This window comes from Paenibacillus sp. FSL P2-0089 (assembly GCF_038595095.1).
GTDB classification, from domain to species: Bacteria; Bacillota; Bacilli; order Paenibacillales; family Paenibacillaceae; genus Paenibacillus_AQ; species Paenibacillus_AQ silagei.
In genome coordinates, this window is record NZ_CP152006.1 from 2,972,547 (window position 1) to 2,994,741 (window position 22,195).

At 54.4% G+C, this 22,195-nt stretch carries 22 protein-coding genes; 18 read left to right on the forward strand and 4 right to left on the reverse strand.

The window, feature by feature from the left end:
* Positions 1 to 63 precede the first annotated feature (63 nt).
* The 9 genes from def to spoVM all read left to right on the forward strand — a co-directional run bounded on the left by def (position 64) and on the right by spoVM (position 9,218).
* Positions 64 to 549 carry a peptide deformylase gene (def, locus tag NST69_RS12110; protein WP_036694508.1) on the forward strand — a complete coding sequence of 162 codons (486 nt, stop codon included), beginning with the start codon at positions 64 to 66 and terminating at the stop codon, positions 547 to 549.
* A gap of 5 nt (positions 550 to 554) precedes the next feature.
* On the forward strand, positions 555 to 1,496 hold the full coding sequence (gene fmt / locus NST69_RS12115; RefSeq protein WP_342549421.1) for a methionyl-tRNA formyltransferase: 942 nt from the start codon (positions 555 to 557) through the stop codon (positions 1,494 to 1,496).
* Positions 1,493 to 2,980 carry a 16S rRNA (cytosine(967)-C(5))-methyltransferase RsmB gene (rsmB, locus tag NST69_RS12120; RefSeq protein ID WP_342549422.1) on the forward strand — a complete coding sequence of 496 codons (1,488 nt, stop codon included), beginning with the start codon at positions 1,493 to 1,495 and terminating at the stop codon, positions 2,978 to 2,980. Before fmt ends, rsmB begins: the two co-directional genes overlap by 4 nt.
* Positions 2,981 to 3,132: 152 nt before the next feature.
* Complete coding sequence (rlmN, locus tag NST69_RS12125; RefSeq protein ID WP_036729399.1) at positions 3,133 to 4,173, forward strand: 23S rRNA (adenine(2503)-C(2))-methyltransferase RlmN; 1,041 nt, start codon at positions 3,133 to 3,135, stop codon at positions 4,171 to 4,173.
* A 6-nt stretch (positions 4,174 to 4,179) separates the two neighbouring features.
* Entirely contained in the window at positions 4,180 to 4,956 is a 777-nt protein-coding gene (locus tag NST69_RS12130) for a Stp1/IreP family PP2C-type Ser/Thr phosphatase (protein WP_036729396.1), read from the forward strand.
* Positions 4,953 to 7,217, forward strand: coding sequence for a Stk1 family PASTA domain-containing Ser/Thr kinase (gene pknB / locus NST69_RS12135; protein ID WP_342549423.1), 2,265 nt, complete (start codon positions 4,953 to 4,955; stop codon positions 7,215 to 7,217). Before NST69_RS12130 ends, pknB begins: the two co-directional genes overlap by 4 nt.
* A 125-nt stretch (positions 7,218 to 7,342) precedes the next feature.
* Positions 7,343 to 8,248, forward strand: a complete 906-nt coding sequence (rsgA, locus tag NST69_RS12140) for a ribosome small subunit-dependent GTPase A (protein ID WP_036729391.1) — start codon at positions 7,343 to 7,345, stop codon at positions 8,246 to 8,248.
* A 4-nt stretch (positions 8,249 to 8,252) separates the two neighbouring features.
* A complete protein-coding gene (gene rpe, locus NST69_RS12145; RefSeq protein ID WP_036729389.1) occupies positions 8,253 to 8,924 on the forward strand; it encodes a ribulose-phosphate 3-epimerase in 672 nt (223 codons plus the stop codon).
* Between the two features lie 213 nt (positions 8,925 to 9,137).
* Positions 9,138 to 9,218 carry a stage V sporulation protein SpoVM gene (gene spoVM, locus NST69_RS12150; protein ID WP_020431362.1) on the forward strand — a complete coding sequence of 27 codons (81 nt, stop codon included), beginning with the start codon at positions 9,138 to 9,140 and terminating at the stop codon, positions 9,216 to 9,218.
* Between the two features lie 173 nt (positions 9,219 to 9,391).
* Here spoVM and rpmB read toward each other — a convergent pair whose 3' ends face one another.
* A complete protein-coding gene (gene rpmB, locus NST69_RS12155; protein ID WP_076074411.1) occupies positions 9,392 to 9,580 on the reverse strand; it encodes a 50S ribosomal protein L28 in 189 nt (62 codons plus the stop codon).
* 191 nt (positions 9,581 to 9,771) lie between these two features.
* On the opposite strand from rpmB, the gene NST69_RS12160 reads away from it, so the two are divergent.
* From NST69_RS12160 to NST69_RS12175, 4 genes are all read left to right on the forward strand, one after another.
* The gene (locus NST69_RS12160) at positions 9,772 to 11,556 is read left to right on the forward strand and encodes a DAK2 domain-containing protein (protein WP_342549424.1); all 1,785 of its coding nucleotides are present in this window, start codon (positions 9,772 to 9,774) and stop codon (positions 11,554 to 11,556) included.
* 50 nt (positions 11,557 to 11,606) lie between these two features.
* Positions 11,607 to 12,467: a DegV family protein gene (locus tag NST69_RS12165; protein ID WP_036729383.1), complete on the forward strand. Its 861-nt coding sequence runs from the start codon at positions 11,607 to 11,609 to the stop codon at positions 12,465 to 12,467.
* A 15-nt stretch (positions 12,468 to 12,482) separates the two neighbouring features.
* Positions 12,483 to 14,534 (forward strand): ATP-dependent DNA helicase RecG, encoded by a 2,052-nt coding sequence (gene recG, locus NST69_RS12170; RefSeq protein WP_339313937.1) that lies wholly within the window; start codon positions 12,483 to 12,485, stop codon positions 14,532 to 14,534.
* Positions 14,535 to 14,600: 66 nt separating this feature from the next.
* On the forward strand, positions 14,601 to 14,888 hold the full coding sequence (locus tag NST69_RS12175) for a stage VI sporulation protein F (protein ID WP_036729378.1): 288 nt from the start codon (positions 14,601 to 14,603) through the stop codon (positions 14,886 to 14,888).
* A gap of 114 nt (positions 14,889 to 15,002) precedes the next feature.
* On the opposite strand, the gene NST69_RS12180 is transcribed toward NST69_RS12175, so the two are convergent.
* A complete protein-coding gene (locus NST69_RS12180) occupies positions 15,003 to 15,875 on the reverse strand; it encodes a YitT family protein (protein WP_342549425.1) in 873 nt (290 codons plus the stop codon).
* Positions 15,876 to 15,936: 61 nt separating this feature from the next.
* Positions 15,937 to 16,311: a hypothetical protein gene (locus NST69_RS12185; RefSeq protein WP_342549426.1), complete on the reverse strand. Its 375-nt coding sequence runs from the start codon at positions 16,309 to 16,311 to the stop codon at positions 15,937 to 15,939.
* A gap of 183 nt (positions 16,312 to 16,494) precedes the next feature.
* On the opposite strand from NST69_RS12185, the gene NST69_RS12190 reads away from it, so the two are divergent.
* Positions 16,495 to 16,911 carry a DUF2500 domain-containing protein gene (locus tag NST69_RS12190; RefSeq protein ID WP_340953451.1) on the forward strand — a complete coding sequence of 139 codons (417 nt, stop codon included), beginning with the start codon at positions 16,495 to 16,497 and terminating at the stop codon, positions 16,909 to 16,911.
* Between the two features lie 147 nt (positions 16,912 to 17,058).
* Here the strand turns inward: NST69_RS12190 and NST69_RS12195 are convergent, their stop codons facing one another.
* On the reverse strand, positions 17,059 to 17,994 hold the full coding sequence (locus tag NST69_RS12195; protein WP_340826929.1) for an NlpC/P60 family protein: 936 nt from the start codon (positions 17,992 to 17,994) through the stop codon (positions 17,059 to 17,061).
* Positions 17,995 to 18,320: 326 nt separating this feature from the next.
* Between NST69_RS12195 and NST69_RS12200 the strand changes: the two genes are divergently transcribed.
* The 4 genes from NST69_RS12200 (at position 18,321) to NST69_RS12215 (ending at position 22,145) form a co-directional block, all read left to right on the forward strand.
* The gene (locus tag NST69_RS12200; protein ID WP_342549427.1) at positions 18,321 to 19,397 is read left to right on the forward strand and encodes an ABC transporter substrate-binding protein; all 1,077 of its coding nucleotides are present in this window, start codon (positions 18,321 to 18,323) and stop codon (positions 19,395 to 19,397) included.
* Between the two features lie 69 nt (positions 19,398 to 19,466).
* Positions 19,467 to 20,396, forward strand: coding sequence for an ABC transporter permease (locus NST69_RS12205; RefSeq protein ID WP_036729369.1), 930 nt, complete (start codon positions 19,467 to 19,469; stop codon positions 20,394 to 20,396).
* Positions 20,383 to 21,177, forward strand: a complete 795-nt coding sequence (locus NST69_RS12210; RefSeq protein ID WP_076074433.1) for an ABC transporter ATP-binding protein — start codon at positions 20,383 to 20,385, stop codon at positions 21,175 to 21,177. Before NST69_RS12205 ends, NST69_RS12210 begins: the two co-directional genes overlap by 14 nt.
* A 176-nt stretch (positions 21,178 to 21,353) precedes the next feature.
* Positions 21,354 to 22,145, forward strand: a complete 792-nt coding sequence (locus NST69_RS12215; protein ID WP_036729362.1) for an SDR family NAD(P)-dependent oxidoreductase — start codon at positions 21,354 to 21,356, stop codon at positions 22,143 to 22,145.
* The last annotated feature ends 50 nt before the right edge of the window (positions 22,146 to 22,195 follow it).

Consider the following 22,195-nt stretch of genomic DNA (forward strand, 5'->3'; position numbering starts at 1 on the left):
AGGATAATGTATAGCGTGAAACATATACATTCTTATATTTGAACAAGGATGGTGTTAGTGTAAATGGCAATCAGGCTGATTGTGAAAGAACCGGATGAAGTATTGCACAAAAAAGCGAAGACGGTAACCACCGTTACCCCCAATGTACAAAAACTGCTTGATGATATGGCAGATACGATGTATGACGCGGAAGGCGTAGGTCTCGCAGCCCCGCAGGTAGGAATTCTGAAACGGCTGATTGTAATCGATGCCGATGAGGAGCATGGATTGATCAAGCTGATCAATCCCGAGATTCTCAGTATGGACGGGGAGCAGTTCGGACCCGAAGGCTGCCTGAGTATTCCCGGCCTGAACGGCGATGTCCGCCGTGCGGAGACAGTAACTGTACGCGGCCTGAACCGCGAAGGCGAGGAAGTGACCATTACCGGAAGCGGCCTGCTGGCCCGGGCTTTTCAGCATGAGATCGACCACCTGAATGGCGTGCTGTTCACAGATATTGCTGAGAAGGTCTATGAATACACAGCAGAACGCAGTGAAACTGAGGAGTGAATGAAATGAGAATAGTGTTCATGGGAACACCGGCCTTTGCAGTCCCCTCCCTGCGGATGCTGCTGGAAGAGGGCTATGAGGTAGTGGCTGTGGTGACTCAGCCGGACCGGCCGCAAGGCCGCAAGAAGACGCTTGCCCCTTCCCCGGTGAAGGCGGCTGCCCAGGAGCTGGGACTGCCTGTTCTTCAGCCCGAACGGCTGCGCCGCCCTGAATCGGTGGCTGAGCTGGCTGCCTATGAGCCGGATCTGATTGTTACCGCCGCTTATGGACAGATTCTTCCGAAGAGCGTTCTGGAGCTGCCGGCGAACGGATGCGTGAATGTTCATGGCTCGCTGCTGCCCAAGTACCGGGGCGGTGCTCCGATACAGCGCTGTATCATGAACGGCGAGAAGGTGACCGGTGTGACACTGATGTATATGGCGGAAGGATTGGACACCGGAGATATGATCTCGCGGGTGGAGGTAGCGATAGAGGATGACGATACTTCAGGCACGCTGTTCGAGAAGCTAAGCGTGGCCGGACGGGAGCTCCTCAAGGCAGAGATGCCGCGACTGGCAGCCGGCCGTGTAGAAGCTGCCGTGCAGGATGACAGTGAAGCAACCTATGCGCCGAATCTAAACCGGGAAGATGAACGGATCGACTGGAGCCGGAGCTCGCTTGAGCTATACAACCAGATTCGCGGCCTGGTGCCGTTCTCGGGTGCGTTCACCCTGTGGAACGGCGAGACCTTCAAGGCATGGGCAGCGGTAAAGCCGCAGGCGGAGGAACAGCCGGGCGGTAGCGCGGCTCCGGGCACCGTGCTGTCCGTGAGTGAACGCGGCGTTGAGGTGAAGACCGGTGACGGGACGCTTCGGCTTACAAGTGTCCAGCCTGCCGGCAAAAAAGCCATGAGCGCAGCCGACTTCAGCCGTGGTGCAACCCTCGCACCCGGCACGGTGCTCGGTTGAGCGCGGGCGGTAAGGGAGGCGGCGGACAACGTCTGCATACTTCCGGCAATCAGCCTGCGGCCTCCGGTACAAAGCCTGCCTCCGGCAGAACCGGCGGAGCGGGCCGGAATCGGCCGGGCGGCAAGGCTGCTGCGCCAGCTTCTGCGCGTGAGGTTGCTCTTGATATTCTGGTGCGCGTAGAGCAACAGGGTGCTTACAGCAACCTGCTGCTGGGAAGCAGCCTCCAGAAAGCGGACCTCAGCCGGGAGGATACGGGACTTGCTACAGAGCTGGTGTACGGAACCCTCTCACGGATGATTACCCTCGATTATGTCCTCAGCAGCTTCGTCAGCAAAGGGATGGCCAAGCTGCAGCCCTGGGTACGGAGCCTGCTGCGGTTAAGTCTGTACCAGATCATGTATCTGGACCGTGTGCCTTCGCATGCAGCCGTTAACGAGGCTGTGAATATCTCCAAGAGACGCGGCCATCAGGGTATCTCGGGTATGGTCAATGGCGTGCTGCGCAGTGTGCTGCGGGCCGGAGATCTGCCGGTCTTGCCTGAGGGGCTGAGCCGGGAAGAGCGGATCTCCATCCTGCACTCCCATCCCCTGTGGATGGTGCAGCGCTGGTCGGCGGAATACGGCCCGGATACGGCAGAAGCCATGTGTGCGGCGAATAATGAGCCGCCCGCAGTCAGTGTTCGTGTCAATACAACAATGATTAGCCGGGAGGCCATGCTGGCAGAACTGCTTGAAGCCGGTCTGGATGCCGCAGAATCGAAGGTGAGTCCTGCCGGGCTGGTTATCAGAGGCGGCGGCAATCTGGCCTTGACCTCCTGGTACCGGGACGGTTATCTGTCCGTGCAGGATGAGAGCTCGATGCTGGTAGCCGAGGTTGTCGCTCCAGAAGCCGGAATGAAGGTGCTGGACTGCTGCGCAGCCCCCGGCGGCAAAAGTGCCCACATGGGCGAGCTGATGAAGGACGAAGGCTCCATATTGGCTAATGACCTGCATGAGCATAAAGCGGGGCTGATTGCCGAGCAGGCAGCACGCCTCGGCCTGGAATGCATTACCACCGCAAGCGGGGATGCCCTGGAACTGGGTGCAGCCCTCCAACCGGAATCCTATGACCGGATTCTGCTGGACGCTCCTTGCTCGGGGCTTGGGGTCATCCGCCGCAAGCCTGACTTGAAATGGCGCAAGCAGCCGGAGGATATTGCCAGCGTAGCTGCGTTGCAGCTTGAGCTGCTGCAATCGGTCTCCGGGCTGCTGAAGCCGGGAGGCGTGCTGGTCTACAGCACGTGTACTACCGAGCAGGCGGAGAACAGCCGGGTTGTCGCTGCTTTCCTGGAGCGCAATCCCGGCTTCGCGCAGGTCAGCTTCAAGTCAGCCGTCTGGGAGCGGCTGGAAGGAACCGCGCTTGCTGCCGGTGGCGGCATACAGCTGCTCCCGCATCATTATGGCAGCGACGGCTTCTATATTGCCCGGCTGGAGCGACTCTTGTAATATAGTGATTGTGCTTCAGGACTACAGCTTCCCGCCCGCAGATTCCTTCGCGCGGCGGGCTTTTCTTTTACCGGTTCTGAGTTTTGTGTTAAAATAGGAAGAATGAGAAACAATACGCATATAATTTATGAAAGCACAGGTGCAAAAATACAATGAAACCTTTAATATATGATTTTTCTTTAGAAGAGTTGCAGCAATGGGCCAAGGACAATGGAGAGCCGGCTTTTCGCGGCGGGCAGATCTTTGACTGGCTGTATGTGAAGCGGGTCAATGATTTCGAATCCATGAGCAACCTCTCCAAGGCACTCAGAGCCAAGCTGGTTGATCAGTTCAGTATTTCGGCACTCACCGAGATTACGAAGCTGGAGTCCAAGGACGGCACCGTGAAATTCCTGTTCGGTCTGCATGATGATCATGCGATTGAGACAGTTATTATGAAGCATAATTACGGCAACAGCGTGTGTGTGACCACCCAGGTAGGCTGCCGGATCGGCTGTACCTTCTGTGCATCTACCCTTGGCGGTCTCAAGCGGGACCTGACTGCAGGGGAGATCGTTGCCCAGGTTGTCCGTTCCCAGCAGATCCTTGATGCGCGCGGCGAACGTGTAAGCAGCATTGTCATTATGGGTACAGGCGAACCCTTCGAGAACTATGATGCAACCATGAGATTCCTGCGTCTGATGATCCATGAGAAGGGCCTGAATATTGGCCAGCGCCATATCACCGTATCCACCAGCGGAATTGTGCCGAACATCTACAAATTCGCCGATGAAGATACACAGATTAATCTGGCAATCTCGATTCACGCTCCTAACGATACGCTCCGTTCCAAGCTGATGCCGGTGAACCGCCGTTATCCGTTCGACGATGTAATCGAGTCCCTGCGCTACTATCAGGCTAAGACAGGCCGCCGGATCAGCTTCGAGTATGCCTTGATCGGCGGCGTGAATGATCAGAAGGAGCATGCAGAGGAGCTGGCGGGTGTGCTCAAGACCATGCTCTGCCATGTGAATCTGATTCCGGTCAATCATGTGCCTGAGCGCAAGTATGTCCGGACTTCCCGCAATGATATCTTTGAATTTCAGCGTATACTGGCCGATCATGGCGTGAATGTTACCATCCGCCGTGAGCAAGGCCATGATATTGCGGCCGCATGCGGACAGCTGCGCGCCAAACATATGGAGTTGGGGTGAGGATATTTGATCAGAACAGTTCAAGCCAGCGACATTGGCCGGGTACGTACCGTCAATGAGGATTCAGTCTGGATCGGCGCTACGCGCCACGGTTATACCCTCGGCATTATTGCCGACGGGATGGGGGGGCATCTGGCTGGCGATACCGCGAGCAGGCTTGCACTTGAGACGGTCAGGGGTATTCTGGACCAGCTGGAGCCTGATCTCCCGGAGGCAGAGCTGAAGGAAGCGCTGACTACCGCCATCATGGAAGCCAATAACACAGTTCACAGAGAAGCTCAGAGCGATGAGAAGCTCCATAATATGGGGACCACCATTGTTGCTGCACTGCTGAAAGGGTCGGCAGGCTATATCGGCCATATCGGAGACAGCAGGGCTTATCTGATCCGGGACGGTGAAGCCAGGCAGCTAACCGAGGACCATACGCTGGTGAATGAGCTGTTCAGGAACGGCCAGATCAGTCTGGAGGAGCTGGATAATCATCCGCGCCGCAATGTGCTTACCAGGGCGCTGGGGACTGATACAGTGGTATCCGCGGATCTGGCATATGTTACGCTTGCAATTGGTGAGCTCCTGCTGCTGTGCAGTGATGGACTCAGCAATTATGTCAGTCTGGAGCATCTGGGCAAGGTAGCCGGAATTAATGAAATATCTCTGGAAGAAAGAGCAGAGCGATTACTTCAACTGGCATTGCTTGCGGGCGGCAGCGATAATATAAGCGTTGCTATGCTGGAACACCAAGGAGAGGCCGCAGTGCCCGAGACAAAGGAGTGGGAAAGATGATCGGTCACGAATTGGGCGGCCGTTACCAAGTCATCGAACGGATCGGCGGAGGAGGCATGGCGCTTGTCTATAGAGCCCATGATATTCTGCTTAACCGGAATGTTGCTATCAAAGTACTGCGCAATCAATTTGTGCATGATGAGGAATTCATCCGCCGGTTCCGGCGGGAGGCGCAATCAGCTGCATCATTATCTCATCCCAACGTAGTCAGCATATACGATGTCGGCCAGGAAGATGAAGTCCATTATATCGTTATGGAATATATTGAAGGCAAGAACCTGAATGAGATTATCAAAGAGCGGGCACCGATGCAGGTGGATGAATCCGTGCGGATTGCCTCGCAGATTTGTGATGCGCTGGATCATGCGCATATGAACCAGATTATTCACCGCGATATTAAGCCTCATAATATTCTGATTGGACGTAACGGGCGGGTTAAGGTTACCGACTTCGGGATCGCCCGGGCGGTTACGTCCACTACGATTACCCAGACGGGGTCTGTGGTCGGTTCCGTGCATTATTTCTCGCCGGAGCATGCCAAGGGCGTAACTACAGGCGAGAAGTCGGACCTCTACTCCCTGGGCATCGTACTGTATCAGATGCTTACGGGTGTATTGCCTTTCTTAGGGGAGAGTCCGATCAGCGTGGCACTGAAGCATCTGCAGGAGGAATTCGAGGAGCCGCGACTGCTGAATCCGCTGATTCCGCAAAGCGTGGAGAATGTAATCCTGAAGTCGATGCGCAAGAACCCGGAGGAGCGCTACCAGTCGGCCAAGCAAATGCTGCAGGATCTGGAGACCTGTCTGCTGCCTGAACGGCGCAGCGAAGCCAAGATGCTGTTCCAGGACGATGATGATGAGGACAGAACACGCATCATTCCGGCGATCAAGCCGCTGCAGCGCGGGCTTAGCAGCCGTGGCGGCGGAGAGGAGCGAATCCGCAGTATGGAGGAAGCTCCGCCGCCTGCTGCTGTGAAGCGCAAGAGCCGTGCAGTGCTGTGGATCAGCCTTACGCTGGTCGTGTTAATCGCCATGACCGGAATTGTATGGTATGTCAACTCCAAGCTGTCAGTCGATGAAGTCTCGGTGCCTGCGGTGACGGGGAAGACCTTCCAGGAGGCCAAGGCTGAGCTTGAGGCTGTGGGGCTGTTTGCTGAGGAGCCCGCGCTGGTTGAGTATAATCCTAATTTCGAAGAGAATATTGTCTGGAAGCAGAACAAGACCAATACGATGGTCAAAGAAGGAACTCATATTATTCTGACGGTAAGTGCCGCCAAGGTTCTTCCTAAGCTTAAGGATGTCTCTAACCTGAGTTATGACGATGCCGTCAAGGAGTTAATCGCGCTTGGCATAGCCCAGAGCAGAATCACTCCTGATGAACGCTTCAGTGAGGAATTTGCCAAGGGTAAGGTCATTAGCTCTGAGCCTGCCGCAGACACTGAATATGATCCTGATACGGTAACTATCAAGCTAATCGTGAGCAAAGGTAAAGAAAGCACCCAAATGCCGGATCTCATCGGGAAGACGGAGAAGGAAGCCAAGGCTGCGCTGCAGAGTGTAGGTCTAGTGCTGGACGCGGTCAAGGAAGAGCCAAGCTTCATCCACGAGAAGGGCAAGGTAACGAAGCAATGGGCCTATGAGCCGGGGGATCTGGTTCCTCCAGGTGAGAAGATCACGATCTATATCAGCACAGGATACCCTCCGGAAGCTCTGGAATTTACGTTCAATGTGCCGGTAGCACCGGCTGCGGAAGGCAAGAAGAGCAAGATCCGTATTGTGTTTGCCGATGCGCGCAACGGAGGCGAGAACCAGGAGTGGGGCACGCGCACGATTGGCAAAAGCCAGACCCTATCCGTGAACATGCTGCTTGCCCCTAATAAAGACGGCATGGTATCTGTATACCGGGACGGGGAGTTCCTGGAGACTTATCCGATCACTTATGTCGATGTCAAGAATAACACGGTGCAGCAGCCTGAACCGCCTCCGGTGGAGACACAGACGCCTGCACCGACAGTTGCTCCTACCGAGCCTGTTCAGCCTACTGAGACTCCGGCTCCCGAGCCGACAGCAGAGCCGGCGATTATTCCGCCGGACACTGGAGAAGGAGAGGTGACGGGCGAGACGGACCAGACGGGTTATGTTCCGGGTAACGGACAGAATAACAATGAGCTGGCTTCCGCCCTCAGCAAGGGCAACAGTAAGGGAAAAGCTAACGGTAAGGGCTCTGACAACAAGCCTGGCAAAGATAAAGGCCATAAATAATAGAACAGAGATAAGCTTCAGCCGGGCTGCCGGGAATACGGGCAGGGCTGAAGCAGCGAAATGACCCGGGGTTCTACACACTTGGGTCATTTGCGTAAATATCAGGAGAGGCAGGCTCAGCATGTATGCCTGAAGGAATCATAATCAAAGCGTTAAGCGGATATTACTATGTTAAGCCGCTCAAGGATGAACAGATTGTAACTGAGGAAGAGGCGGTACAGTGCCGGGGGCGCGGCATTCTGAAGAAGAAAGGAATTGCGCCCTTGGTCGGTGACCGGGTAATCTATGTGCTGACCGAGAACGGGGAGGGTATGGTAGATGAGCTGCTTCCCCGTGAATCGGAGCTGATCCGCCCGCAGGTGGCTAACGTCAAGCTCGCGGTGCTGCTGTTTTCCGTGCGGGAGCCGGATATGAATCTTAATCTACTGGACAAGTTCTTGGTTCATATCGAGCATTCCGGCCTGGAGACGCTGATTGTGCTCACGAAGCAGGATCTGGCCGATGATGAAGGGCAGGCTACGGAAGCTGTCAAAGCTCTATATGAGCAGATTGGTTACGAGGTCATGGTCACAAGCTCGCTGAACGGATCAGGTGCGGATGAGCTGCGTCAGCGTCTGGCCGGTATCATCAGCGTCTTCTCGGGACAGTCGGGCGTAGGGAAGTCCACACTGCTCAACCGCCTTGTACCGGGCCTGGCGCTGGAGACAGGAGAGATCAGCCTCCGTCTCGGGCGCGGACGGCACACCACACGCCATGTAGAGCTGATGGATATAGGTAATGGAGGATTTGTGGCCGACACTCCGGGCTTCAGCCAGCTGGATTTCCTGGAGCTGGGAGTGGATGAGCTGTCCGTGTGCTTCCGGGAGTTCGCCTCTTATGCGGAGAACTGCAAATTCCGCGGCTGCAGCCATCTGCATGAACCGGGCTGCAAGGTAATAGAAGCCTGGAAGTCCGGGGATATTGCAGATAGCCGTTACGAGCATTACAAGCTGTTCTTTAATGAAATGAAAGATAAAAAGCGGAGGTACTAAACTTATGGTAAAAATTGCTCCTTCCATATTGTCAGCAGATTTCGCAGCGCTGGGCGCAGAGGTGGCCGAAGCGGAAGCCAGCGGTGCGGACTGGATTCATGTAGATGTGATGGACGGACATTTTGTGCCGAATATTACGCTGGGTCCCGCGATTGTGTCCGCGGTGAGATCCCATACTTCTTTACCTCTGGATGTACATTTAATGATTGAGAACCCGGAACGCTATATCGCTGATTTTGCGGCAGCGGGCGCTTCTGTGATTACGGTACACGCCGAAGCCTGCGTGCATCTGCATCGTGTAATCCATCAGATCAAGGAGCTCGGCCTGATGGCAGGGGTGGCCATTAATCCGGCTACGCCGGCTGCTGCGGTGCGTGAGGTCCTGGAGGATGTGGATATGGTGCTTGTGATGACCGTCAATCCGGGCTTCGGCGGGCAGGCCTTCATTCCGCGCACACTGCATAAGATTACGCAGCTCCGGGAGTGGGCTGAAGAGATCCATCACAAGGGTCTGCTTATCGAGGTAGACGGGGGAGTAGCCGAAGCTACGGCACCGCTTGTAGCTGAAGCAGGGGCGGATGTGCTTGTGGCAGGTAATGCAGTGTTCGGCCGCAGCGACCGCGCAGGAGCGATCAAGGCCATTCGAGAGGCGGCGGACAGCGCTGTCCGGCAATAGGTGATTACGCCTATTTACTATTGAACGAATTGACCCTCAATCTGCTGCATTCGCATACGGAAGGTATAGGCCAAGTTGTGGTCGCATAAATATGGTTACATGAGCAGAAATCTCATGTAGCCTTTTTTGCGGAGGTCTGCAATCGATGGTATATTTTTCATCTAGACAGGATAGTCTCCTACTGCACGGCATGAATTGATGGGAGGGTTAATTATGAAATTTTATACGTTCAAGCTGCCAAGATTTTTGGGAGGTTTTGTTAAAGCGATTTTGAACACGTTTCAGAAGAGTTAGGTTAAAGAAGACAAGTAAATATGAAAAAAAGCACCTTACGAATGTAAAGGGTGCTTTTTGCTACAAATATAATATCTCTTCTATTCTCGCTGAAACGGATACCGTCTGTGTAAGAACGGCATGTCCGTTTCTACTTGGTATGAGATATCGCCAGGCCCGGTAATGATCGGAAACTAGACGCGTTCAACTTTACCGGATTTCAAAGCACGGGTGCTGACGTACACGCGTTTCGGTTTGCCGTTCACCAAGATACGAACCTTCTGAACGTTAACTCCCCAAGAGCGACGGTTGCGGTTGTTAGCGTGAGACACGTGGTTACCGCTGCCCGGTTTCTTGCCTGTTACTGTACATGTGCGGGACATAGATTACACCTCCTTGTTACTTACACCTGCGTAAAACAATACTTGAATATCATATCACAGCAAAAATTGCTTCGTCAACCGATTCAAAAACATTTATTTCTGCAGACTCTTATAGTACAATATAAATTAGTGCATTATGTCCAGTTGATCATCGAATTGATTAGGCATGAAGTTAGGAAGGGGAATTCTCATTGAGTAAGCGTTCTATAAACGGGACAGATTTTACCGCAATGGTACTAGCCGGTGCGGAAATGCTGCAGCAGCATGCCGAGCATGTCAATTCATTGAATGTGTTTCCGGTGCCGGATGGCGATACGGGCACGAACATGAATCTGACTATGACCGCAGGCGCGAACGAATTGAAGAGAAACAACACAGCCTCTGTCGGTCAATGTGCGGGAGTGCTGTCGAAGGGACTATTGATGGGCGCGCGGGGGAACTCCGGCGTTATTTTGTCACAGCTGTTCAGAGGTCTTGGACGTTATGCGGCCCAATATGATGAGCTTAACACACAGCAGTTCGCTGCAGCACTGCAGACCGGGGTAGATACCGCCTATAAGGCAGTGGTGAAGCCGGTTGAAGGCACCATTCTTACGGTTGCCAAGGAAGCTGCAAGACATGCAGTGTATTATGCACGCCGCACAACGGATATTATCGAGCTGATGACCGAAGTTCTGGCCAAAGCCAAGGAAGCCTTGGCGCATACACCTGAGCTGCTGCCTGTGCTGAAGCAAGTGGGCGTGGTGGATTCGGGTGGCCAGGGTCTGGTCTACATCTATGAAGGCTTCCACCAGCATCTGACCAGCGGAGCAGTCTCAGCACCTGTACAGACTCCTGTGCAAGGACAAGCTGCGGCCCCTGTAGCTGTGCCGGCGCCTGTGCTATCCAAACCTGAGCATGCGTTGTCCTCCGTACAATCTTCCGCGCAATCACAGCTCCATACGGAAGACATTGAATTTTTATATGATATGGAATTTTTCATTAACCGTCAGCTTGGCGCATCCGTGAAAGCGGATTTTGATGAGGAAGCTTTTCGGAAAGCGTTATCAGTTAACGGGGATTCAATCATCGTCATCTCGGATGATGAGACAATCAAGGTGCATGTGCATTCCAAGACTCCCGGAGAGGTGCTTAACCTGGCGCTCGTCCACGGGGAGATTACCCAGATTCACATCCTTAACATGCGTGAGCAGCACCGCGATCTGTTGACTGCCGGCATGGACATCGCACCGATGCCTGATGTCTTCGCCGATATCCCGGAAGAGAAGGCCAGCGTGCCGGCGCCGGCGGTTCCTCCTGCGGATGATCTGGCGCCGTACGGCTTCATTGCGGTCTCCTCAGGAGACGGAATCTCGGATATCTTCCGCAGTCTGGGTGTCGATGCGATCCTGGCCGGCGGCCAGACGATGAATCCCAGCACAGAGGATTTCGTGAATGCGATCTCTTCCATTTCGGCCAAGCATATCTACATTCTGCCGAATAACTCCAATATCGTCCTGGCTGCGCAGCAGGCCAAGGAGCTGCTGGAGGGCGAACGTGAGATTACAGTGATTCCAAGCAAGAGTATCCCCCAGGGGATCTCGGCTGCCTTTGCCTTCCAGGAAGAGGATGCGGTTGATACCAACACCAGCAATATGCTGGAGGCGATTGCCCAGGTCAAATCCGGACAGATTACCAATGCTGTACGGGATACCGTGATGGAGAATCTGGAGATCAAATCCGGTCAGTATATCGGCATCGAGAGCTCCAAGATTGTTGCAGCTGCCGATGATTTGCTTACGGTCAGCAAGCAGCTGCTGTCAAGCATGCTGGTGAATGGTGACGAGATCGTTACTGTGCTGACCGGTGCAGACACTGAGGCGGATATTACGGATGCCCTCGGCAGCTGGCTGGAAGAGACGTACCCGCAGGTTGAGGTAGAGATTCATGAAGGCGGCCAGCCGCTGTACTATTATCTTTTCTCAGTTGAGCCGTAGAATCTCTTAAATGAGTGGCGCAGCCAAATCATAGCATGGGGAGGAACATTATGAATCGTACCGTAATCGTTACCGACAGCACCTCCGATATCCCGCCTGCTCTGGCGGAGCAGTACGGCATTGAAGTCGTTCCGCTGACGCTGATGTTCGGCGAAGAGGCATTCCGGGATAATGTGGATATGACTCCGGAACAGTTCTACGAGCGTCTTCCCCGCTCGCCGCAATTGCCGACCACTTCGCAGCCGTCTCCTGTAGAATATATGAATGTGTACCGCCGTATACAGGAGCAGCATCCGGGCAGCTCAATCCTGTCCTTCCACATCTCCTCCGGCTTAAGCGGCACCTACCAGTCTGCTGTCATGGCCAAATCCATGCTGGAAGAGGAGGGAGAAGCTATCACCGTGGTAGATAGCCTCTCCGCCTCCTACGGCTTCGGGTTCATGGTCGTGGAAGCCGCCCGGCTTGCGGAGCAGGGGCATGCTCCTGCGGAGATTCTGGCGAAGGTGGAGAGTCTGCGCCAATCCCGCAAGCTGTATTTTCTCGTGGATACCCTGGAATATCTGCAAAAGGGCGGCAGAATCGGCAAGGCATCGGCCATCCTGGGTACGCTGCTCAATATCAAGCCGATCCTGTCCATTGATGCGGAAGGCATTATCTATGCGGTAGAGAAGGTCAGGGGACGCAAGAAGGCAGTCGCCCGCATGATCGAGCTGTTCAAGGCAGATCTGCCGGGTGTGAATACAATACATGTGGCCGTGGGTCATACAGCTGAACCGGCTTCCGGCGAAGAGTTCCTGCGGGAATTAGCCGGACATTTCACCTTGAAAGAGAAGGTTCTGACCAATGTCGGCCCTGTCGTGGGCAGCCATGTCGGGAACGGAACCTTAGCCGTATTCATCTGGCCCGCCTAAGTATAGGGGATGAACATGGTGCTTACTTTGGATTCAATTCAAGTGAAACAAATAACTGGCGTGAGCGCTCAAAAGCAAAGTGAGCTTCACGCCTTTGGCGTCTTTACAGTGAAGGACTTGCTGGAGTATTACCCTTTCCGGTATGAGGATTTCCGTCCGAAATCTCTCAGTGAGGTCAAGCACGGCGATAAGGCAACCGTGGTAGCCAAGGTCATCGGTATTCCGGTACTCCAGCGCTTCGGAGGCAAGTCCCGCATGAGCTGCAAGATGGTGGCAGAGCCGTGGATGTTCACTGCTACGTGGTTCAACCAGCATTATGCGCGTGAACAACTGACGGTCGGCCGTGAAGTGGTGCTGACGGGGAAGTGGGACCAGAAGCGCAATCAGATTACGGTGACCAACTATGAATTCCCGGACCGCGGGGAAGGCAAGACAGGGACGCTGCAACCGGTATACTCCGTCGGGGGCAAAATTACACAGTCCTGGATTCGCAGAATTATCGGCCAGGCTCTACAGCAGTACGGGGACCTGATCCCGGAGATTCTGCCGCACAGCATTATGCGCAAATATGACTTCATGTCACGCAAGCGGGCCATTGCCACGATCCATCAGCCGGAGGATACGCGCGAGGGCCAGCAGGGAAGGCGCCGGATGGTGTATGAGGAGCTGTTTCTGTTCCAGCTCAAGGTACAAGCCTTCCGCGTGCTGAACCGTGGCCGGATGGATGGTGTAGTTCATACGGTGGACAATGCAACAGTAAGGCAATTCGTGCGCAGCCTGCCGTTTGAGCTGACCGATGCCCAGAAGCATGTAGAGCTGGAGATTCTGCAAGATATGCGTTCAGGGTATTGCATGAACCGGCTGCTTCAAGGCGATGTGGGCTCCGGCAAAACTGTACTCGCGGCCATAGCGCTCTACGCGACTGTAAGATCCGGATTTCAGGGTGCACTGATGGTCCCGACTGAAATCCTGGCAGAGCAGCATATGCGCTCGCTCACGAGAATGTTTGAACCGTTTGGCATCACCGTGGGCTTGCTGACCGGGAGCGTATCCGGCCGCAAACGGAAGGACCTGCTGGCCTCTCTACAGATGGGTATGCTGGATGTGGTTGTCGGAACCCATGCGCTGATTCAGGAGGATGTCTTCTTCCGCAGCCTGGGGCTTGTGGTTACGGATGAGCAGCACCGCTTCGGGGTGAACCAGCGCAGTGTTCTGCGGCGCAAGGGGTACAACCCGGATGTGCTGACGATGACCGCTACTCCGATTCCGAGGACGCTGGCGATCACCGTCTTTGGCGATATGGATGTGTCTACGCTGTCCGAACGGCCGAAGGGGCGTGTGCCGATTACCACCTACTGGGTGAAGCCGGATCTGATGGAGCGGGTGATGAACCTGATCAGCCGCGAGATCGGGCAGGGGCGGCAAGCTTACCTGATCTGTCCGCTGATTGAGGAGTCGGAGAAGCTGGATGTGCAGAATGCGATTGATCTGCATGTGCAGATGTCGCAGGCTTTTCCGGATTATAAGGTGGGCTTGCTTCACGGGAGAATGACGCCGTCTGAGAAGGATGAAGTAATGCGGAACTTCTACAGTAACGAACTGCAGCTTCTGGTGTCTACAACGGTCGTAGAGGTCGGTGTCGATGTCCCGAATGCTACGCTGATGATCATCATGGACGCTGACCGCTTCGGGCTGTCTCAGCTGCATCAGCTGCGCGGCCGGGTGGGCAGAGGGGAGCATGCTTCCTACTGTGTGCTGATGGCTGATCCGAAGTCGGAGATCGGGCGTGAACGGATGACCGCGATGACAGATACTGATGACGGATTCGAGGTATCACGACGGGATCTGGAACTGCGGGGACCGGGGGATTTCTTCGGGACGAAGCAGAGCGGCCTGCCGGAATTCCGGCTGGCGGATATGACCGCTGACTTCGAGACGCTGGAGCTGGCGCGCGATGATGCCGCTGAGCTGCTGCGGGAGGCTTCATTCTGGACCTCTGCGGATGTTGCGCCGCTGCGCGGGTATTTGCAGCAGGAACAAATTTTCCAGGGGGATTTAATTGACTGAACAGGCACATCCGGGCACCTGCCTTCATATACTGTGAATGATTGGATATGACAGGAGGTGCTGTACTTGGGTTATCAGCAATATGGAATCAGTCCGCAGCTGGTGGATCGCATCAAGCTGAAAATGAAGAATCCGGCGGTCAAGGAACGCGTCAAGAATATGATTACCGGCATCTCCAAACAGGAGCTGCAGGATACAGCAGTCGTGCGCAAGCTGGTGCGTAATGCCTCGTCGGTGATGCATGAGAAGCTGACGAACGCACAGGAAGAGCAAATTGTGAAATTCGTCATTGCCCAAAAGATTGATCCGAACAATACGTTTCACTTAATCCGCTTATGGGGGATGTTCCGCTGACAAATAGCGGGCTTCTGGAATCTCCGATAGGCTTGTAATCCAAAAAGCGTTCCCGTAAGTAACATACGGGAACGCTTTTTACTTGTTCTTCGCCACCCTTGAAGGCTATTCGGCTTAGCCCGGCGGCTTATTGAGGAAAAGCGCTGAGATGCGGTTGTTCCGCGCGGCATTGATCACAATCTTGCTGTCCTGATCACAGTCATGCACGATAGAGGCGAGCTGTTCTTCCTCCAGCCTGCTTGCCAGGCAGAAGACCGTACCAGGCTCGCCCTCCGGTCCTGTGGATCTTACGAGCTTCACCTCGCGGTCCAGTGTCTGCTGGAGCTTGCGGCGGATCTCCTCGCATTTGCTGCTGGTAATGAACACCGCCTGTGTGAGCGAGAGGTCCCTTAAGGAGAACCGCAGCGCTTCAAAGGCAAGCAGATACGCAATGATACTGTACATCGCCTGATCCCAGCCGAATAATGATCCGCCGTAGAGCAGGATGAGCATGTTGAACAGCATGATCGGCATCTCAGCCGATTTGGGCGGCCCTCCGTTCAGCAGCCGTACGCTCTGCTTCTCGCTTCCTGCGGTCAGCCCACCGAAGCGTACAGAGATGCCCAGGCCGAACCCGAGACATAGTCCCCCGGCAATAGCCGCGGGCAGCGGCTCACTGATTGCCGCCGGGAAATGGTGCAGTGCCAGAGACCCTGCCGTCAGACAGATCAGGCCGAGCATCGTATACAAGGTAAAGCGGAGATTAATCTGCCTGCGCGACATCAGAATAAACGGAAGGTTAAACAGGAAAAGGAATAATCCAAGCCGCATTTCTGTCACATGGGACAGCAGGGCGGATAATCCGGCAATGCCGCCCGGAAGCAGCTTATGCGGCATCAGGAATAGCTCCAGACCCACGGCTGCAAGTAATCCTCCGCCTACAGTGGACAGCAGACGCAAGGTCTTGGAATAACGTAAGGGTGCAGCGTTTCTATATCTGACCTTCATAAGATTTCCTCCTTTCAGCAGGAAACCGGAATTTGTGTTGCGGATTACGGCGCTTGCAGCTTCATTCAGCGTACAGCCGTACTCCTACGAAATGTGAATTATATTTCAGCGGAATCAGCAGCAGCCGCTTCAGCAGAATGTAAATGAAGGGGAGCAGAGATACACAGAGCAGCAGCCCGGGAGGTACGGACTCCAGCGTCAGCGGGTTCTCACGGGGAGCAAGCCGGACGGCCTGGGTGTCATAAATCTGCGTATGATGCACGCGCACTGGCTGGGCCAGCTTATGCTCATAGCGGTCCGGTCTTACAGAATGCATCTCAGGCTCTTGTTCATGCAGCATCTGGAGGGCCATGATCAGAAAAATCAGCAGCAGCACCGGAAGGAACACAGCCTTCAGCAGATCCAGCAGCGTCAGACGCGTCCAATCTCTCCTCATGAGAACACCCCCTTTTTTGTACATCGTAGTTAAAGCATATCATAGGATCTTAGCAGGACCAAATATAATACGCTATTATTTCAAGGCCTGCGACTGCGGAATAACGAAACCGGAGCTGCTACGCTGCGTATTCTCTAGTAAATTGAACTTTTTGTGAAAAAATGTTCGGAAGGAGCGGTTAATTTGCATAATGCAGGCGTATTTAACGGTTTGTATCCGGCAGCGGCCAGCAGCCAGAGCGGATTTTTCACGGAGGGGCCATTCTTGTTAAAGCTCATTCTGCTGCTGATCGCGGGCTTTGTTACTTACACGATTTGGAGAGGGCTCAAGACCTGGATGACGAACCAGACCAGCCCTCTGCAATCAAGGGTAGTTACGGCTGTTGCCAAACGGACAGAGGTTTGGGGCGGAAGAGGGCATATGGGGACGCATACTAGTTATTATGTGACCTTTGAATTCCATAATGGCAGCCGCAGAGAGCTTGAAGTGAAGCCGAGGGCATATTCCATGATTGTAGAGGGGGACCGGGGGGAGCTGTCATACCAGGGCAGCCGGTTCAAAGGGTTCGTGCGGGCAGGGATGCAGAGGGATAGCGGGTGATTGTTGAAGAACGGAGAATGCCTCCATGAAGAGCCGGGAGTAACCTTTGGAATAGCATTTATTTGCAGCAAAAAAAATGCAAGGAAGCGGGCCGGTCGCTAAGTGAGCAAGCCCGGGCAAGCTGCCTTGCATTTATTGTGTCCTGTTCTAGAGCACGCGCTGCATGTGCAGAATTACGTTGCTCCAGTATCCGCTGTCCAGCTCACTGATCTGCACGCCGGGGTCGCCCCAGGTGTGAATGAAATTCCCGCCGCCGATGTAGATACCGACATGACCGGGAACCGCGTCGCTCTCGAAACGTCCGGGTACGGTGAAGAAGATCAGATCGCCGGGCTCCAGCGAGCTGCGCGATACCCGTCTGCCGATATTGTCCTGATCTTTGGCCAGCCGGGGCAGATCCACCCCGAATTTCTGAAAGACATGGCGTGTAAAGGACGAGCAGTCGAAGCGCTTGGTCTCTTCATACGGTCCGGCACCGAAATCATAAGGTACACCGAGAAATTTTTTGGCATAAGAAACCAGCTCGCCCGTGTCCACATTCGATACACTCTGAATCCGCAGCGGCTTCGCAGCCTCCACCTTGGCGGAGTCCTCTGTATTCTCCCTGTCGGAAGGAGTCGCGATATTGATCTCGCCAGTAACGGGATTCCAGCCGACCTCAGTCTGCAGCAGCTTGGACAAGGCGGTGGGGGTGATATAGATTTGACCTTCGCGGCGGACGGGGACATCGGGAAGGGTGATTTTCTGGCCCAATGAGAACACCTGGCTGGAATCCGGCCGCAGCATATACATGACATCACTATAGCCGAGCTTGGTGTATCCGCCGCTTGCCGTGTCATCCTTCATCCGGAAGCCGATAGAGGCGACAGCCGGTTTGAGCGGAATCCAATACTTGCCTTCCTTGTCGGTAAAAGAATTCTTCTCATAATAGCTGCCTGCGAACGTTCCGGTTGGCGTCAGCGAGTTAACCTTGGGAGTGCTGTCCTTGCTGGTGTAGCTGCAGGCGGTTGTTCCGGCAATGGCGGTAGCTAGGATGGCGGAGGATAATAAAATTTTGCTGGTACGCAGATTGATTATTGGCATGGGGCACGCTCCATCTTCAAACTTTAAGGTAAGTTTGTGCAGGACCGCTTATTTTATGTGCTGCAGGCCTTAGCAAACAATGTCAAGAGAAACCGCAGATTGTTGAAGCGAGGAGACACTCATTGTGCGTATTTTGTAAAATATGGACCTCACTTAAATGATTGACGGGAAATCAACCTACATATAATATATGTTTAATAGATTCGGGGAGCGGATGGGGACAGGGTGCGGTTCTTTGCTTTAATGCTTTTAAAGATGAAAGCGATAATGCTGGACCGCTAGCCCAGGTTCTCGCGCTGAACCCGTACGAGAAGAGGGGTAATCTGATGAAGACGAAGAAGATTTGGATGGGGCTAAGTATGGCCTTGATGCTCGTAGCTGCCGGTTGCGGGAACAATAATGCAGCAGTGAAGAATGACGCGGGCACCGGGAATGCCCCGGCTGCAGCGACGGAAGCTCCTGCCTCGGGTGCAGGCTCCGGCGATGCCAAGTCCTACAAGATTGCCATCTCGCAATATGTGGAGCATCCGTCACTGGACGCTACCCGTGAGGGATTCCTGGCTGCGCTGAAGGATGGCGGGATTGTCGAAGGGGAGAACCTGAAGGTAGATCTTCAGAACGCCCAGGCGGATCAGGCCAACAACCTGTCCATTGCCCAGAAGATTGCCGGCGACAAGAACGATCTGGTGCTGGGGATTGCTACACCTTCGGCTCAGGCTGTCGTACAGAATGTGAAGGACACTCCGATTCTGTTCGCTGCGGTAACCGACCCTCTCGATGCCAAGATTGTAAGTGATCTTGAGCATCCCGGAGGCAATGTGTCCGGCGTATCGGATACCAATCCGGAGTCGATTACCCGCCTGATGAACTTCATTGCGACGCAGTTCCCCAAGGTGAAGAAGCTTGGTCTGGTTATTAATGAAGGGGAGCCCAATGCTGTAGTTATGGCTGATATCGCAAAGGGTGAGCTGGACAAGCACGGGATCGAGCTGGTGAAGGCGGCGATTACCAACACTTCGGAAGTGAAGCAGGCTGCGGAATCGCTTGTAGGGCGCGTGGATGCGCTGTACATTACACTCGATAACTCCGTGGTCAGCGGCGTAGACGCCATTATCCAGACGGCCAACGACAACAAGCTTCCGTTCTTCTCGGCAGACCGTGATACGGTGGAGAAGGGTGCTTTTGCTACAGTAGGCTTCAAGTACTATGATCATGGCTATCAGGTCGGCCAAATGGCGGTAGAAGTGCTTAAGAACGGAAAAAGTCCCGGTGATATGAAGGTGACGATGCAGGAGAAGCTGGACTTGGTCCTTAATCTCAAGGCGGCGGCAGCACAGGGAATTGAAGTAACGGATGCTATGAAGGCTGAAGTGGCTGATCCGGGCAATAATATTATTCAATAACCTACAGAGTTCATAAACAAGGTGCGTCCGAGCTGGGCGCCCTTTGCCGCTTGAGGGAGGAAGTCAGCAATGTATAATTCATTAATCGGGGCTCTGGAAATGGGCCTGCTCTACGCATTCATGGCACTTGGGGTGTATATTACCTTCCGTATTCTGGATTTTCCCGATCTGACGGTGGACGGAAGCTTCACAACCGGCGGCGCGATTGCTGCAGTGATGATCAGCAGCGGTTATTCTCCGCTATTGGCGACCTTGTGCGCAATGCTCGGGGGAATGGCGGCAGGGATGTGTACCGGTCTGCTCCATACCAAAGGTAAAATCAACGGGCTGTTGTCCGGAATTCTGATGATGATTGCCTTGTATTCGATCAATCTGCGGATTCTGGTGAAGCCGAATGTCTCCTTGATGGGAGATGACACATTGTTCAGCTCCATGAATCCGCTGCTGGTCATGCCTTTTATCGTTGTACTGGTCAAAATCCTGATGGATCTGTTCCTGCGCACCGATCTGGGACTGGCCCTGCGGGCCACCGGCGACAACTCGCGGATGATCCGCAGCTTCGGAGTGAACACAGATACAACAACCATTCTGGGGATCAGCCTGTCGAACGGGCTGGTGGCGCTCTCGGGCGCATTGATCGCCCAGTATTCTTCCTTCGCCGATGCGTCGATGGGGATCGGGATGATTGTCATCGGGCTTGCGTCGGTGATTATCGGGGAAGCGATATTCGGTGCGAAGAACGTCTTCCGGGCGACACTGGCTGTGCTGCTCGGCTCCATCGTGTACCGGATCGTTGTCGCTCTGGCACTCCGGGTGTCTTGGCTCAAGCCTTCCGATCTCAAGCTAATCACCGCAATTATCGTCATTATTGCCCTCGTCTTCCCGTCGGTTCAGCGGTATGTGAAGCAGAAGAGCACGGCCCGCAGACGGACGGCAGAGCTTGCTGAGCTGGCTCAGCGCAGTAAGCAGAGAGGAGGGGCCGCCAATGTTGAAGCTTGACAATGTATGTAAGCTGTTCAACCCCGGCTCGCCGGATGAGAAGGTCGCGCTGCTGGGGATCGATCTTGAACTGAACGCGGGCGATTTCGTAACGATTATCGGCAGTAACGGTGCCGGCAAATCTACACTGATGAATATTATCTCAGGCGTGATGAAGCCCGATCTGGGGGAAGCGCGTATTGAGGGCAGCTCGATCAGCCATCTGGCGGAATACCAGCGAGCACGCTGGATCGGCCGGGTCTTCCAGGACCCGATGGCCGGGACTGCGCCGCATATGACGATTGAGGAGAACCTGGCTATGGCCTACAAGCGGGGCAAGCCCCGCGGGCTGTCCTTGGGTGTTAATGCGCACAGACGTACGCTGTTCCGCGAACAGCTCAGCCGTCTGGGCATCGGCCTCGAGGACCGGCTGCGGGCCAAGGTGGGGCTGCTCTCAGGAGGCGAGCGGCAGGCGCTGAGCCTGCTGATGGCGACCTTCACCCAGCCTCAGATTCTGCTGCTGGATGAGCATACGGCTGCGCTGGACCCTTCGCGTGCCGAGCTGATCACTACCCTAACGGAATCTATTGTCCGTGAGATGAAGCTGACTACACTGATGGTTACCCATAACATGGATCAGGCGATCCGCCTGGGCAACCGGCTCATCATGATGGATAAAGGCTCGATCATCCTCGATTTCGATGAGACGCGCAAAAAGGATCTGACGGTAGAGCGTCTGCTTGGCGAATTCGAAGCGATCAGCGGACATAAGCTGGCTGACGACCGGATGATGCTGGGCTGATTCAGAATCATCATTCCTGAGCTTCATGGCTTGATCTGCCGCCGGTTTATCCGGCAGCGGGTCAAGCTTTTTGCCATTTCAGGTGCGCTGGTCCGATTCATATCCGGGTATGAGAGGTAAAGTTAAGGGAAAGAACTTGACTTGAACATCAAACACCAATGGAGGCGACTGCACATATGACTGCGAACAAACTGGAAGGCAAGGTAGCGATTGTTACAGGAGGCGGCTCGGGCATCGGCCGGGCATCTGTGCTGGAGTTCGCCAGAAGCGGGGCCAAGGTGGCCCTTCTGGACCGGACGGTAGAGAATGCGGAGAAGGTGGCCGCTCAGATCAAGCAGGAGGGCGGAGAAGCCGCAGTGTTTGAATGCGACATCGCTGATCCGCCGCAAGTGGAGCATGCCGTGAAACAGGTAGTGGAGAAGTGGGGGCAGCTGGATGTAGTCTTCGCCAATGCCGGGATCAACGGGGCCATGACACCGATTGAGACGATGGACATCGAGTCCTGGGACCAGACGATTCAGATTAATCTGCGGGGCACCTTCGCCACCGTCAAGTATGCGATTCCCCATCTCAAAGAGAAGGGCGGCAGTATTCTGATCAACAGCTCGATCAACGGTAACCGGGTATTCTCCAATGTCGGGTTCTCTGCCTATAGTACGACCAAGGCTGGTCAGGTGGCTTTTATGAAAATGGCTGCTCTTGAGCTGGCCCAGTACAAGATACGTGTAAACGCTATCTGTCCGGGAGCGATTACCACGAATATAGATGATAATACCTATCCTTCGGATGATCTTAAGGAAGTGCAGATTGAAGTGGAATTCCCGGATGGCGGGCAGCCGCTGGAGAAGGGGCCGGGGCGTCCGGATCAGGTGGCTAAGCTGGCGCTGTTCCTGGCTTCTGAGGATTCGGATCATATCACGGGTACGGAAATCTACTGTGACGGAGCGGAATCCCTCCTGCACGGCTAATCCTTCTATAAGTCACTCATTGCTCATATGATGGGATAAGTGAAGTCTTC